Origin of the sequence: Ruegeria marisflavi (genome assembly GCF_025673445.1) — a bacterium.
GTDB lineage: Bacteria > Pseudomonadota > Alphaproteobacteria > Rhodobacterales > Rhodobacteraceae > Ruegeria_B > Ruegeria_B marisflavi.
Genome location: NZ_JAOVQN010000009.1, coordinates 23436 through 37887 on the forward strand (window position 1 = coordinate 23436; position 14452 = coordinate 37887).

Annotated in this window: 15 protein-coding genes; 4 read left to right on the forward strand and 11 right to left on the reverse strand. The window is 62.7% G+C overall.

Annotated elements, in window-relative coordinates:
- Positions 1-7: 7 nt before the first annotated feature.
- The gene (locus OEZ49_RS10175) at positions 8-697 is read right to left on the reverse strand and encodes a GntR family transcriptional regulator (protein ID WP_263388201.1); all 690 of its coding nucleotides are present in this window, start codon (positions 695-697) and stop codon (positions 8-10) included.
- Between the two features lie 105 nt (positions 698-802).
- Here OEZ49_RS10175 and OEZ49_RS10180 point away from each other — a divergent pair, with 105 nt between their 5' ends.
- Positions 803-2494 (forward strand): thiamine pyrophosphate-binding protein, encoded by a 1692-nt coding sequence (locus OEZ49_RS10180; RefSeq protein WP_263388202.1) that lies wholly within the window; start codon positions 803-805, stop codon positions 2492-2494.
- 70 nt (positions 2495-2564) lie between these two features.
- Here the strand turns inward: OEZ49_RS10180 and OEZ49_RS10185 are convergent, their stop codons facing one another.
- Positions 2565-2759, reverse strand: coding sequence for a DUF1059 domain-containing protein (locus OEZ49_RS10185; protein ID WP_263388203.1), 195 nt, complete (start codon positions 2757-2759; stop codon positions 2565-2567).
- Positions 2760-2790: 31 nt separating this feature from the next.
- The gene (locus OEZ49_RS10190; protein WP_234221018.1) at positions 2791-3213 is read right to left on the reverse strand and encodes a GFA family protein; all 423 of its coding nucleotides are present in this window, start codon (positions 3211-3213) and stop codon (positions 2791-2793) included.
- Positions 3214-3366: 153 nt separating this feature from the next.
- On the opposite strand from OEZ49_RS10190, the gene OEZ49_RS10195 reads away from it, so the two are divergent.
- Positions 3367-4239 (forward strand): LysR family transcriptional regulator, encoded by an 873-nt coding sequence (locus OEZ49_RS10195; RefSeq protein WP_263388204.1) that lies wholly within the window; start codon positions 3367-3369, stop codon positions 4237-4239.
- Positions 4240-4245: 6 nt separating this feature from the next.
- Here the strand turns inward: OEZ49_RS10195 and OEZ49_RS10200 are convergent, their stop codons facing one another.
- From OEZ49_RS10200 to OEZ49_RS10215, 4 genes are all read right to left on the reverse strand, one after another.
- The gene (locus OEZ49_RS10200; protein WP_263388205.1) at positions 4246-5079 is read right to left on the reverse strand and encodes a PhzF family phenazine biosynthesis protein; all 834 of its coding nucleotides are present in this window, start codon (positions 5077-5079) and stop codon (positions 4246-4248) included.
- Between the two features lie 49 nt (positions 5080-5128).
- Positions 5129-6103: an alpha/beta fold hydrolase gene (locus OEZ49_RS10205; RefSeq protein ID WP_263388206.1), complete on the reverse strand. Its 975-nt coding sequence runs from the start codon at positions 6101-6103 to the stop codon at positions 5129-5131.
- Positions 6104-6175: 72 nt separating this feature from the next.
- Positions 6176-6796, reverse strand: a complete 621-nt coding sequence (locus tag OEZ49_RS10210; protein WP_263388207.1) for a pyridoxamine 5'-phosphate oxidase family protein — start codon at positions 6794-6796, stop codon at positions 6176-6178.
- A gap of 14 nt (positions 6797-6810) precedes the next feature.
- Positions 6811-7275, reverse strand: coding sequence for a nuclear transport factor 2 family protein (locus OEZ49_RS10215; RefSeq protein ID WP_263388208.1), 465 nt, complete (start codon positions 7273-7275; stop codon positions 6811-6813).
- 304 nt (positions 7276-7579) lie between these two features.
- Between OEZ49_RS10215 and OEZ49_RS10220 the strand changes: the two genes are divergently transcribed.
- Positions 7580-8146, forward strand: a complete 567-nt coding sequence (locus tag OEZ49_RS10220; RefSeq protein ID WP_263388209.1) for a TetR/AcrR family transcriptional regulator — start codon at positions 7580-7582, stop codon at positions 8144-8146.
- A 27-nt stretch (positions 8147-8173) separates the two neighbouring features.
- Here the strand turns inward: OEZ49_RS10220 and OEZ49_RS10225 are convergent, their stop codons facing one another.
- Positions 8174-10318: a 3-hydroxyacyl-CoA dehydrogenase NAD-binding domain-containing protein gene (locus tag OEZ49_RS10225; protein WP_263388210.1), complete on the reverse strand. Its 2145-nt coding sequence runs from the start codon at positions 10316-10318 to the stop codon at positions 8174-8176.
- Between the two features lie 12 nt (positions 10319-10330).
- Positions 10331-11539 (reverse strand): acetyl-CoA C-acetyltransferase, encoded by a 1209-nt coding sequence (locus OEZ49_RS10230; protein ID WP_263388211.1) that lies wholly within the window; start codon positions 11537-11539, stop codon positions 10331-10333.
- A gap of 97 nt (positions 11540-11636) precedes the next feature.
- Here OEZ49_RS10230 and OEZ49_RS10235 point away from each other — a divergent pair, with 97 nt between their 5' ends.
- On the forward strand, positions 11637-12632 hold the full coding sequence (locus tag OEZ49_RS10235; protein WP_263388212.1) for an AraC family transcriptional regulator: 996 nt from the start codon (positions 11637-11639) through the stop codon (positions 12630-12632).
- A gap of 18 nt (positions 12633-12650) precedes the next feature.
- On the opposite strand, the gene OEZ49_RS10240 is transcribed toward OEZ49_RS10235, so the two are convergent.
- Positions 12651-12935, reverse strand: coding sequence for an ArsR/SmtB family transcription factor (locus OEZ49_RS10240; RefSeq protein ID WP_164132270.1), 285 nt, complete (start codon positions 12933-12935; stop codon positions 12651-12653).
- A gap of 102 nt (positions 12936-13037) precedes the next feature.
- Positions 13038-14270, reverse strand: coding sequence for a mandelate racemase/muconate lactonizing enzyme family protein (locus OEZ49_RS10245; protein ID WP_263388213.1), 1233 nt, complete (start codon positions 14268-14270; stop codon positions 13038-13040).
- Positions 14271-14452: the final 182 nt, after the last annotated feature.

The following is a 14452-nucleotide window of genomic DNA, read 5'->3' on the forward strand; positions in this document are numbered from 1 at the left end:
TTTGTCCTCAATGTTCCGGAACGTACAATTGTGCATAGGCATCGCGCACCGCCTGGGTCGCCCCTTCGCGGCGCCGTTCGATATGGGCGCGCATCTCGGCCATGGCCCCTTCGGCGTCGCGCCGGGCGACGGCATCAAGGATGCGCTGATGGGCCGAGACCATGGTCTGACCATGCGGGCCGATGGCCTGTAACCGCCGCAGATCGATCAGCCGCAAGTATCGGATGCGGTCGTTGAGATTGGCGAGCATGCGCGCCAATTCGGCATTGCCGGACAGTGCGCAGAGTTGGGTGTGAAACCGCTCGTCCATCGCCAGCAGTGCTTCGGTGTCGGCCTCTGACGTATAATCGGGCGCGATGTCCTCCAACTCCTGCATCAGCACGGCGATGTCGCGTTCGTCGCCCCGCCGGGCGGCCAGGCGCACCGCTTCGACTTCGACCGCGACGCGGGCCTCGTAAAGATCCATCACCAGTTCCGGCGAGAGTGAGCGGCAAAAGAAACCCCGGCCGGACTGGAAGGTCAGGAAACCTTCGGCCACCAGCCGGTTCAGCGCCTCGCGGATCGGGGTGCGGGAGGCGTCGAGTTGGGCCGCGAGCGCGCTTTCGTTGATGCGCGCATCGGGTTTGAAGGAGAAGTCCGTCGCCATGCGTCGGAGCGCATCATAAAGCCGGTCAACATTGCTTTCGGTCTTGGCCATCTCTGCCCCTGATTTTGCCGCAGGATATTGCCGGATTGACTTGTGCGCAAGATGTAATGCAAAACTGTATACAGAGATGAGCGCAGGGCTGTGTGAGGGAATCGGATGAGCAATCAAATGAACGGCGCCGAAGCAATGGTGCGGATGCTGGAGGCGCAGGGCGTTCGGCATATCTTTGGTCTCTGCGGCGATACGACGTTGCCGTTTTACGACGCGATGCTGCGGCTGGATCACAAGATCACCCATGTGCTGACCCGCGACGAGCGCTGTGCCACCTATATGGCCGACGGCTATTCCCGCGTGACGGGGCGCGTCGGCGTAGCCGAGGGGCCGTCGGGCGGCGGCGCCACCTATATCCTGCCCGGGTTGATCGAGGCGTCGGAAAGTTCTTATGCGGTGTTGGGGATCACCACCGATATCTCGGTCGCCTCTTACGGCAAATACCCGCTGACTGAGGTGGACCAAAAGGCACTGATGGCGCCCCTGACCAAGTGGAACACGGTGATCAGCCGGGCCGATCATATCCCGCGCATGATGCGGGCGGCGTTTCGCGCGATGACAACAGGGCGGTCTGGGGCGGCGCATATCGGCCTGCCTTATGACGTGCAATATGACCCGGTGGATGCCGCCGACATCTGGGCCGATCCTGCGACTGCCAGCTATCCCGCCTATCCGCAAGCGCCCGCGCCCGGTGCGGCGCAGGCGGCGGTGGAGGCGATGCTGTCGGCGAAAAACCCGCTTATCGTCTGCGGTGGCGGCGTGGTGATCGCCCAGGCCTGGGAGGAGTTGGACCGGCTGGCAACCCGGCTGGATATCCCGGTGGCCACCTCGATCTCGGGGCAGGGATCGCTGGCCGAGACCCATCCCAACTGCCTGGGCGTCGTGGGCTCGAACGGTGGCACCGACGAGACATGGGAGATGATGGAGGCCGCCGATCTGGTAGTGTTCATGGGCTGCCGGGCCGGATCCACCACAACGGCGCGGTGGGAGGCACCGAAACCGGGCACCCGGATCGTGCATTTCGACAATGACCCGATGGTGATGAACGCCAATTACCGGACCGAGGTCGCGGTGGTGGGCGACCTGCGGCTGGCGCTGACCGAGGTGAACGCGGTGCTGGACGCCCGCGCACAGGGGGCCGATACCTTTGGCGGCGCGGCGGCGATTGCCGACAGGAAACGGCGCAAATTCGAGGCGTTCGAGGTTCTGGCACGTTCCGATCAGGCGCCGATCCGGCCCGAGCGGGTGATCCGCGCGCTGATGAACACCTTGCCCGAGGATGCGACCGTGGTGTCCGATCCCGGCACCAGCTGCCCCTATTTCTCGGCTTATTACCAATTGCCGCGCCCAGGGCGGCATTTCATCACCAACCGCGCTCATGGGGCCCTGGGGTATTCGCTGTCGGCCTCTTTGGGCGCCTGGTACGGGCGGCCTGCATCCAAGACCGTGGCGCTGATGGGCGATGGGTCGTTAGGGTTCACGGTGGGCGAGCTGGAGACGGTCTGCCGGTCGCGGGCGCCGATCACCTATGTGGTGTTTTCCAATGCGACTTTCGGCTGGATCAAGGCCAGCCAGTTCGCCGACAAGGACGCGCGCTACTACAACGTCGATTTCAACCGCACCGACAACGCGGCCATCGCGGCGGCCTATGGGGTGAAATCCTGGCGGGTCGAGGACCCAGCCGATCTGGAGCGTGTGCTGGCCGAGGCGATTGCCCATGACGGGCCCACTCTGGTCGACGTGATCACCCAGCCGCTGGAGGAAAGCAACGCCCCCGTCCGCCGCTGGATGGGATGAGTGCTTTGACCGAAAGGCGCTTGGGGCGCCTTTCGTCTGGCAAATACAGAGCGTGGAAAGCTGTGATCCCCTACTCTGGCGTTATCAGCTTGGCCAATTCTGCGCGATCCTCATCGGTCCACAGGGACGGATCCTCGCCATGAGCGATTACCGCGTGAAGCTCCATGAGTTTCCAGACCTCGTCTTCGGTTTGAGCAACCACCTTGCCGGGGCAGGATTCCATGCCGGGATAGTCCTTGCAGGCGTAAGAAAATGACGTTGACATCGCGTGCTCCTTTCGCAGGTTTTGGGAAATGTCAGAATTCCTCGAAAGCCGGCGCGTCGGCGGGGAGGGTGATCCATGGTTGCTTGTGCGAGACAAACACATGGTTTTGCGGCGCTACGATTGATGGATCGTCAAGTGTCACCGCAGCAAACCAGGCGTCTTGCGACCAGTTCTGGCCCTCTACCTCGGTGTCGGCGGCATAGGTCAGGGTGGTGCCGCAATCGCCGCAGAAGCCACGCCTGACGCCCGGGGTTTTTTCGCATTGCTTGATCTGGCCTTTGGTGACCGAGAATTCCTTGGCGGGAACCTTGGCCCAGGTCGCAAAGGCGCCACCTAGGGCCATCTGGCACGACCGGCAGTGGCAATGGGCGGAAAACTCTGGGACGCGGTCGATCCGGTATCTTATGGCGCCGCAGTAACATCCGCCTTCGTGACAGGTTGAACTGACCATCATCTAAAGCCTCCTTTGCCGGGCAGGTTAGGCAAGTTTGTCTTTCACTATTTGTCGATGAGACCATCTTTGGATTTTATAAATCTTGAGTGAAATTATGGTTCGTGCAACATAATTAATTTGGCAGTATATTAGAAAAACTTACAAATGGATTGGATGAAGCTTCCCTCTCTGAACGGATTGCGTGCCTTTTCGGCAGTGGCTGCGGCGGGTAGTTTCACGCTTGCCGCCGAGCGGCTGAATGTCACTCATGCCGCTGTCAGCCAGCAGGTACGGCTGCTTGAGGACCGGTTGGGAACACCGCTGGTCAACAGGGTCGGTCGCGGGATCGAACTGACAGAGGAAGGCGCGGCGCTGGCCCGGGATCTGGAAATCGGGTTTGCCACCATCGGGCGCGGTGTCGAGCGTCTGACCGACGGATTGTCCAACCGGCCAGTCCAAATCACCATGTCGCCTGCTTTTGCGGTTGAATGGCTGTTGCCGCGCATAGCCGCGTTTCAACAGGCCAATCCCGACATCACGTTGATGCTGAACCCGACCGCTGATCTTGTCGAACTCAAGCCCGGTGGCGTTGATGTTGCGATCAGGTACCGGGACAAGCGTCGCCCCGTCGGCGATATCGAGCCGTTGTTGCTGTCTGACATGGTTCTGATAGGCGCACCCGAATTGGTTGCGGGAAGAAAACTGTCACACGCCGCCGATCTGATGGACCTGCCTTGGCTACAAGAACTGGGAACCAACGAGGCTGCCGAGTGGCTGACCTATCATGGTGTGGTTCCTGATCGTTCGCTTGTGGTCCACCAGATGCCGGGCAACCTAATCATGAGCGCGGTAAGGCGAGGGGATGGCATCACCTTTACCAGTCGAGCGTTCTTTCAAAAGGATATCGAGGCTGGACGTATGGTCGAGCTGTTTTCAGAGAAACTGTTCGGTGTCTACTACATCGAAACGCGGCCAGGCGTCCTGCGTCCAGCGGTCAAGACCTTCGTGAATTGGCTGAAATCGCAGGCCGCAGTGGTGACGGCCTGATCGATGTCAGATTCTGCGGGCGCTGCCCGAAACGCGGACGCCTTGGCCGGGGGTGTCGCCGATCTCAACCCTGAGTAGCGAGCGGGCGCCCATATCCTCGCCCTGCACGATGTCGATCGTGCCGCCATGCGGCCAGCCGATATCGCGCAGATACCCCGCCAGCGCGGCGGCGGCGGCACCGGTTGCCGGATCCTCCAGCACACCGCCGATGGCAAAGGCGTTGCGGCTGTGAAACCGCTGCGGGGTCTCGACCCAGAGCAGATTGATGGTGGTGAACCCGTTCAGCCGCATATAGGCGGCGCCCCGGTTCAGATCGTACTCCATCGTTGCCAGCCGGGTGCGGTCGCGTAAGGCAAGCACAAGGTGATCGTTGCCCGCATTGGCCACGGCGGCGGGCAGGGTCGGGTCCAGATCGCTATCATCGAGACCAAAGAGCGCCAATGCCGCCTCCAGCACCTCGGCCTCTACAGCACCGCTGCGGGTGGGGGGCGAGATCAGCGCCGCCTGCACCCGGTCGCCGTGGCGCTGCCCCTCGACCGAGATACCAGCATCGTTGAGTTGCAAGGCATAGGTGCCGTCGCCGAACCGACCGGCAAGCGTCGCCCCCAGGGCGATGGTGGCATGGCCGCAGAATGCGACCTCGCCCACCGGCGCGAAATAGCGCACCCGCCAGCCCGCACCCTCTGGCGCGGCAAAGGCGGTCTCGGAATAGCCGACCTCGGCCGCGATGCGCTGCATCTCGTCTTCGGCGGGCATCTGCTCGGCGATCACCACACCAGCAGGGTTTCCGCCGTGGGTGCCGTCGGAAAAGGCGGCGATCCGGTCCACATGTGCTGTCATGTCAAATCCTCCTGTGGGAGCGGGTCCCGCCAGAGCGGGACCCTGGTCCTTAGTTGATGCGCGCCAGAAAGTCTTTCATCTCGGCGGCGATTTCGGTTCCGTATTCCTCAAGCGCGAAATGGCCGGTATCGAGGATGTGGAACTCCAGATCGGTCAGGTCGTCCTTGTAGGGATGCGCCCCTGCCTCGGGAAAGATCACGTCGTTCTTGCCCCACATCAGCAGCGCGGGCGGCTGATGTTCGCGAAACAGCGCCTGCCATTTCGGGTATTTGGCCAGGTTGGAGCCGTAATCGAGGAACATTTCCAGTTGCACTTCCTGATTGCCCGGACGGTCGAGCAGGTATTGCACGTGCCAGAAATCGTCCGGGCTGATCGCGTCGGGGTTCTGGGTGCCGTGGGTGAACTGCCATTTGGTGGCGTCCATGGTCAGAAAGGCGCGCAACTCATCGCCATTGGCAACCGAGGGGTCGGCCCAATAGGCCTTCATCGGGTCCCAGAACTCGCGCAGGCCCTCTTCATAGGCATTGCCGTTCTGGATGATGAAACCGGTAACCCGCTCGGGGTCTTCGGCGAACATGCGATAGCCGACGGGCGCGCCGTAATCCATCAGATAGACGGCACAGTCATCTACGCCCTTGGCATCCAGGAGCTGGGTCATCAGTTGCGCGGTGCCGGCAAAGCTGTAGTCATATTCCGCCGCATCCGGCATTTCCGAGGCGCCAAAACCCGGATAGTCGGGCGCGATCACGTGATAATCGGTGGCCAATTCCGGGATCAGGTTGCGGAACATATGCGACGAGGTCGGAAAACCATGCAGAAGCAGCACGGTCGGATTGGCCGGGTCGCCCGCCTCGCGATACGCGATCTTCAACCCCTCCAGCGTCTCGGCGCGGAACTGGGTTTGCGCGGGTTCGTCCGCAAGCAGGCTGGAGGGCAGGATGTAGAAGCCCAGCGTCATGACCCCGGCGGAAAACAGGGACCCGGCGGTGATGGTGGCAGCGGTATTGAGCAATGTGCGAAGCATGTCGAAAGCTTCCTCTGACAATGAGTTGAGTTTGGTCTTGGAACTTGAAGAGGCGGGGCCGGTTGGTCCGGCCTAATCCTGCTCGGACAGCTGTTGTTTCAGCTTTTCGTTTTCCGCCCTGAGCTGCGCCAGCTCGGCGCCAAGCGCGTTCAGATGCGGGGCCAGTTCGGCCTCGGTGTACCGGGGGGTGATGTGCTGTGGGCAATTCCAGTCCAGCCCCTCGACCGAGATGATGGCGGCGCGTTCGGCTGGGTGGGTCTGCCCGGCGGGCAGCAGGCTGGCGGCGGCCTCGGGTCCTTCGGTGAATGTCATCCGGCCGAGGATCTTTAGCCGCCGCTGGTTGGCATAATCCATCAGGATCAACGCCACCCGGTCGTTGCCGTCCAGATTGCCGCGCGAGATATACTGGCGGTTACCCGACAGGTCGGCATAGCCGATTTTGCGTGGCCCCAGCACCCGAAGGAACCCGGCAGGCCCGCCACGATATTGCACATAAGGCCAGCCGGTCTCGGACACGGTGGCCTGATAAAACCCGTCTCGCGCCTCGATGAAGGCCTGTTCGGCAGGCCCGATCTCATGCCCCTGCTGCGGGCCGCCCTCGATGAACTTGGCATAGCTGCGGGCAGAGCCGAGCCGTTCCTGATGGGCACGAACGGCAGGGGTGAAGGTCAGCTGGGAAAAGGCGCGGGGCATCGTTCTATCTCCGTTCAGAGGCCAAGGTCGGTCAGGCCGGGATGGACCTCGGGGCGCGGCCCGAGGGGCCAGTGAAACAGGCGCTCGCCCTTGGTAATCGGCAGGTCATTCAGCGAGGTGTGGCGGGCCGACATGCGGCCATCCTCGTCGAATTCCCAGTTCTCGTTGCCGTAGGAGCGGAACCAGTTGCCGCTGTCGTCGTGCCATTCATAGGCATAGCGCACCGCGATGCGGTTGCCGGACCAGGCCCACAGCTCCTTGATCAGGCGATACTCCAGCTCCTTGTCCCATTTGCGGGTCAGAAAGGCGTGGATATCGTCATGTCCGGTGACGAACTCGGCCCGGTTGCGCCAGCGGCTGTTCTCGGAATAGGCGGGCGTCACCACATCGGCGCTGCGGCTGTTCCAGCCGTTTTCGGCCAGGCGCACTTTTTCAGCGGCGGTTTCGGCGGTGAAGGGGGGCAGTGGGGGGCGTGTCATTGGGGGGTATCCCGTGTCAGGCGATGGAGGCGGCCAGAATTGCCAGCGTCAGAAGCAGGGGAACATGTCTTGTCGGGAAAAGGGCATAGCGGCGTCGCATGGCGTTAATCCTTAGGTGCACCGATCTGTTAACTTATCCCAAAAGTGTACAGATCGGTAAACTTTTGCAAGTCCTTTTGTGCAGATTTTTTCGTGGCAGGGGGCGTGGCGGAAAAACTTCATTTCGTGACAAATGGTTACCGGTGGTGATTTGCACATCGCGACCTTCGTGTTTATGTACCGATCAGTAACCCAAGGACGAATCATGCGGCCCAACAAGAAAGACGAACTGGTGCGAAAGGCCCTGACGGTGTTCTACCGTGATGGGTTTCATGCCACTGGTATGGACAAGCTGGTGGCCGAGACCGGGGTGTCGAAGACCTCGATGTACAAGCATTTTCGCACCAAGGAGGAGTTGATCGTCGCGGTGCTGAAACTGCGCGACGAGAGCTTTCGCGAATGGTTCGAAAGGCGGGTGGACGAACTGGCCGATACGCCTGCCGACAAGATCCTGGCGAGTTTCGACGCGCTTGTTGAATGGTTCGAGGAAGACAGCTATCGCGGCTGCATGTTCATCAACGCGGGCGCCGAATTCAATTGCAAGGATGATCCGATCCGGCAGGAGGCCGCGCATCACAAACAGGTCCTGCTGGATTACTTCACCAATTTGGCCCGGCAGGCCGGCGCCCGCGACCCCGAGTTATTGGGATGCCGGATCCTGTTGCTGAAGGAGGGGGCGATCGTCACCTCCTCGCTCTTGGGCACAGCGCAGCCCGCTTGCGACGCCAAGGAGACGGCGCGCATCTTGCTGGATGAGGCGTTGAAAGGGTAGGGCGCGGGTGCCCCCGCGCCCAAGGGGTCAGGCCAGGGCGCGGCCCTCGGCCACGTGTTTCCTCAGGATCTCGGGCGGCGCGAACCGGTCTCCGTATTTGCCCGCCAGTTCCTCGCACCGGGCCAGGAACCGGGCCGGGCCATAGGTGTTGACGTACTGGATGTATCCGCCGGTATGAATCGGCGCGCCGATTCCCAGGATCGAGCCGATATTGCCATCCTCGACCGTGCGCAGCACGCCTTCCTCCAGACAGCGCAGGCTTTCCAGCACTGCGCGGAACAGGATGCGGTCCTTGATATCGGCGTCAGGGATATCGGCCCCTTCCTTGCGCCAGGCGGCCAACCCCGGCCAGATCGTCTTGCCCTGTTCGTCATAGTCATAGAACCCCTTGCCGGTGGCACGACCATGGCGACCGTGCTGGCTGATCATTTCAGCCAGCATGGCGCGGGCGGCGGGGTTCTGTTCCTTGTCAGGGTCCAAAAGGCCCATTTCCACCTGGGTGTTGTAGATGTCGGTCACCAGCTTGATCTGCACCTCGTCAAGCAGCGACAGCATGCCGGTGGGCATGCCGGTGAGGCGTGACAGGTTGTCGACGCGCACCGGGTCATGCCCCTCGGCCACCAGTTCCACCGCCTCGATGATCTTGGTTCCGATGGTGCGCGAGGTGTAAAAGCCGGTGCTGTCACCCACGATGATCGGGGTCTTGCGGATCTGGCGGGCAAAGTCGAAGGCGCGCGCCAGCGTCTCGTCCGAGGTCTTCTCGCCCGCGATGATCTCCAACAGCGGCATCTTGTCGACGGGTGAAAAGAAATGCAGGCCGACGAAATTCTCGGGCCGCGCGGCGCCCGTGGCCAGCCGGGTGATCGGCAGGGTCGAGGTGTTGGACCCCCAGATGCCATTTTCGGCCAACAGCGTCTCATGCTCGGCCAGCACCGCATCCTTGATGTCGATCTTTTCGAACACAGCCTCGATGATCAGGTCACAGCCTTTCAGGTCGTCGGCCTTGTTGGTCGGGGTGATCAAGGCCAGCACCGCCTCGCGCTCCCCGGCGCTCATCCGGTCCTGTTTCATCCGCTTGTCCAAGAGAGTGGCGGTATAGGCCTTGCCGCGCTCGGCAGCTTCCATCGTCTGGTCCTTGAGCACCACGGGCAGCCCCGCCGTGGCGGCGGAATAGGCGATGCCCTGTCCCATCATGCCGGCGCCCAGGATGCCCAGGCGCTGCGCCTTGGAGGGCGGAACGCCTTTCGGCCGGCTGGCGCCGCCATTGACCTTGTTCATGCCAAAAAACAGCGTCTCGATCATGTTCTTGGTGCTGGCAAGCGGGGTCAGCGACACGAAACGGCGGCTTTCATACCGGGTCGCAGTGTCGAAATCGACCTTGCCCGCTGCCTCGGTCATGATGTCGAGGATACGCGCGGGCGCAGGCATCAGCCCGCGCGTCTTTTTGTAGAGCATCGCGGCGGCACCCGCGATGCGGGTCATGTTATGCGGCGCGGTCGATGGTCCGCCGGGGATCTTGTAGCCCTTGGTATCCCAGGGCTGGGTCACCGCCGCCGCATCCCCCTGCACCGACAGGATAAATTCCTTAGCGCGGGTCAGGAGTTGATCAGCAGGCACCACCTCGTGGATCAGCCCGGCCTTCAGCGCCTTGTCGGGCGACACCTGCCGCCCTTCGAGCAGGAATGGCATCGCGCCTTCCAGCCCCAGCATCCAGGTCAGGCGCACGACGCCGCCGCCGCCGGGCAACAGGCCCAGCGTGACCTCGGGCAGGCCGATCTTGGTTTTCGGATTGTCGGCGGCGATACGATGATTGCAGGCCAGACAGATCTCGAACCCGCCACCCAGTGCGGCGCCGTTGATCGCGGCGACATGGGGCACTGGCTGCTTTTCCATCCGCCGCATCACGGCCTTGGTCGCCTCGACCGATGCAAACAACGCCTCGACTCCTTCAGGCTCGATGCTTTTCAGCATCTTCAAATCGCCCCCGGCAAAGAAAGTGTCCTTGGCCGAGGTCCAGATCACGCCTTTCAGCTCCGGTTCCGCCTCAAGCCGGTCCATGGTCGCGGCAAAGAGCGGCCAGAACTCGGCATTCATCGCGTTGACCGGCCCGTCCATGTCCATGGTCACGGTGACGATGCCATCGGCATCCTTTGTGTAGTGAAAGTCACCCATTCTGCCGCTCCCTTACAGACGTTCGATCAGGGTCGAGATGCCCATGCCGCCACCGACACAGAGCGAGATCATCGCCCGTTTGGCGCCCCGGCGCTCCAACTCGTCCAGCACGGTCGAAACCAGCATGCCCCCGGTTGCGCCCAGCGGGTGGCCCATGGCGATGGCGCCGCCGTTCACATTGGTGATCTCGTGGTCGATATCCAGATCCTTCATGTAGCGCAGTGCGACCGAGGCAAAGGCCTCGTTGATTTCCCAGATGTCGATATCCGAGACCTTCAACCCCGCTTTGGCGAGGCATTTCTTGGCCGCAGGGCCGGGACCTGCCAGCATGATCACCGGATCGGTGGCGATGACGGTGGCCGAGACGATGCGCGCGCGCGGTTCTAGCCCCAGATCTCGGCCTGCCTTTTCCGAGCCGATCAGCACGGCGGATGACCCGTCGACAATGCCCGAACTGTTGCCGGGCGTATGCACATGGTTGATGCGGGCCACCTGGGGATACTTGGCCAGCGCCATGTCATCATAGCCAAAGGCGCCCATCCCGGCGAAAGAGGGGTTTAGCGCGCCCAGTTTTTGCATGTCTGTATCGGGCTTGATGAAATCGTCCCGCTCCAGGATGGTCAGGCCGTTCTCATCCTTCACCGGCACCACAGAGCGGTCGAACCAGCCGCTGTCGCGCGCATGCGCGGCGCGGCGCTGGCTTTCCATCGCGAACGCGTCCACATCCTCGCGGCTGTAACCGTCGATTGTAGCGATCAGGTCGGCGCCGATGCCCTGCGGGGCCGAGTTCTGGTCGATCACGAAATCGGGGTCGGTGAACATCGCGCCACCCTGGCTGAGCATGGGGATGCGGCTCATCGATTCGATACCGCCCGCGACCACCAGCTCCTCTTGATCGGAACCCACCTTGGCGGCGGCCATGTTCACCGCCTCAAGCCCCGAGGCGCAGAAGCGGTCAAGCTGGACACCCGGCACCGCCTCGTCCCAATGGGCCGCCTGCACGGCGGCCTTGGCGACACAGGCGCCCTGATCGCCCACCGGCGCAGTGCAGCCCAGGATCACGTCGCCCACGCGCGCGGTATCCATGTCATGCCGTGCCTGCATTTCGCGCAAGAGACCGGCGGCCAGCTGGATCGGCTTCACTTCGTAAAGCGCGCCGCTGGACTTGCCGCGCGAGCGGGGCGTGCGCAGGGCGTCATAGATATAGGCGGATGTTGCCATGACCATTCCTCCTGAAGGTTTGGCGACAGCCTAGGGGTGGGGGCGGTGCAAAAACAATGATCTGGCCGTGCAGAAAAATAGACATTAAGTGACAGGTATGGCGGTCACGATCCCGGCGACGATTGTCGCCAACATCCTCGAAGGCGCGGTGGCGCGCGGGGCCGATCCGGCGGGTATTCTGGTGCGGGCGGGGCTGCCGGGTGTTGTCGGTGCGCTGGAGGCGCCGGATTTCGTGCTTCTGGTGAGGGCGGTGACGCTGACACTGGATGACGAACTGGCCGGATTGCAGCAGCGCCCGCAGCGGGTGGGGACACATGCGATCATGGCCGCCCATGTCAGCCATGCCGACACGCTGGGCGCGGCCTATGCCCGTGCGGCTACTTTCATGGACCTGATGGACAACTCCTTTCGCTATTCGCTGCGGGAGAACGGCGCCAACCTGCTGTTCGAGATGACGCGCATTCCGGGGCGCGAGGTACTCAATAACGCGGCGGTCGAGATGGTGCTGGTCTTGGTCAGCCGGATGCTGGCCTGGATGGTGGGCAATCGTGGCGCGATCAATGGCGCGTGGTTCGACTATCCCGCACCGGGTCATGCGTCGGCATATCGCGCCATGTTCCATCGGGCCCCGATGCAATTCGGACAGGCCGGCAGCGGGATTGCGATCCCGCTTTCGCTGTGCCGTCTGCCCGTCCTGCGGACCGAGGAGCAGGCCGCCGCCTATGCCCGGCGCACGCCGCTTGATGCGTTCCTGCCGCAAGATGGCACCGCTGGTCTGCCGCTGGAGGTCGCTGTTGCAGTCGAGACCCTGCTCAGCGCCGATGGGACCTTGCCGGATATGGCGCTGATCGCGGCCACGCTGGGTATCGCGCCGCATACACTGCGCCGCCGTCTGAAACGCGACGGGGTCGATTACTCCGACATCCGCAAGCAGGTCCGGCGCGACATGGCCGTCAGGCTGCTGACAACAACCGACGCCGCGGTCGAAGAGATCGCCGAACGCACCGGGTTCAGCGAGGCAAGCGCCTTTATCCGCGCCTTTCGCAGCTGGACTGGGCTGACACCGCGCGCCTACCGGGTTTCAGAGTTCTGATCCGGCGGTTGCCCGGCCTTACTCGGTGCCGCAGAACAGCGAATAGAGCAGGCCGATCAGCTGTTCGGTATTGGTGTCCGACAACGAGTAGAAAACGGTCTTGCCTTCGCGGCGGGTAGAAACCAGCCCCTCTTCGCGCAGCCGGGCCAGCATCTGGCTGACGGCCGCCTGCCGGATGTCCAGCAGGTTTTCCAGTTGGCCCACCGATTTTTCGCCCGCCCCAAGGTGACACAAGATCATTAATCGCCCTTCGTGGGCGAGTGTCTTGAGAAAGGCGGCGGCATGTGCCGCGCGGCTTTCCATGTCTTGTGGTATCTCGGGTTTGATGAGTTGCGGGGTACTGAGCGTCACGCCAATGGTCCTGTTGTATAACGGCGATAATATGCATCAAGGACCGGCAGGCTGTCACCCCTCCATTGCGGGGGCACCCCCCTGGAACGCGTTTCCGTTCAGATAGTCGCAGGGGGCTTCCTGCATGTTCAGATGCAGGTCATGGCCGGTAAACGGGTGTGCACGCGCAAGTTCCTCGTCGACCTCGATCCCCAGGCCAGAGGCATCGGACGGAATCACAAATCCGTTATCGACCCGGATCGAGCCCTTGATCAGCGCATCGTGGAACGGTGTCTCGATGCTTTCAAGCAGCAGGATGTTCGGGATCGACGCCGCAAACTGGATGTTGGCCGCCCATTCGATCGGCCCCGCATAGAGGTGCGGCGCCATCTGCGCGTTGAACAGCTCGGCGATGGCGGCGACCTTCTTCATCTCCCAGATGCCGCCCGCGCGCCCCAGTGCCGGTTGCAGGATCTCGGCCGCGCCCGCGCGCAGCACAGCGCCAAACTCGGCCTTGGTGGTCATGCGCTCACCGGTGGCCACCGGGATGCGCACATTGCGGGCGACGCGGGCCATATCCTCGATATTGTCGGGCGGGGTCGGTTCCTCGAACCAGAGCGGCGAGTAGGGCTCCAGCGCCTGTCCCAGCCGGATTGCGCCCGCGGTGTTGAACTGGCCGTGCGTGCCAAAGAGCAAGTCCGCCTTGTCGCCCACCGCTTCGCGGATTGCCTTGCAAAAGGCCACCGACAGGGCAATGTCGGTCATCGCGGGCATATGCCCGCCCCGGATGGTATAAGGTCCGGCCGGGTCGAATTTGACCGCCGTATAGCCCCGGCGTACCATTTCGGCGGCGCATTCGGCGGCCTGATCGGGCGAGGTCCAGAACGGGCCCTGCTCGTGATGCGGCAACGGGTAGAGATAGGTATAGGCGCGGATGCGCTCGTTCATCCGCCCGCCGATGAGGGCATGAACCGGCCGGTCGCGATCCTTGCCCAGGATGTCCCAACAGGCAATTTCCAGCCCCGAGAAGGCGCCCATCACGGTCAGGTCGGGCCGCTGGGTAAAGCCGCTGGAATAGGCGCGGCGGAACATCAACTCGATATTCTCGGGGTTCTCGCCCGCCATGTGCCGGTCGAACACGTCGCGGATGACATGGGTCATCGCCTGCGGCCCAACGGACGAGGCATAACACTCGCCCCAGCCGGTGATGCCGGTATCGGTGGTCACCTTGACGAGGATCCAATAGCGCCCGCCCCAACCCGGTGCCGGGGGCGCTGTGACAATGATGTCGAGGTCTTGCAGACGCATATGTGTCTCCCTTTTGCGGGCGAGGGTGCAGGTGGCTTGGCCGTTACGCAATACCGAATGCGGCAAGCGGTGTCGCCAATGCACTTTTGGCGCAAATCGCTAACGCCACGTCTGGGGTGACTTGCCGTCAGGCTTTGGGCAGTCTGGCGCGGTGTCCATCAACCGACGGCGACACTGGGAGA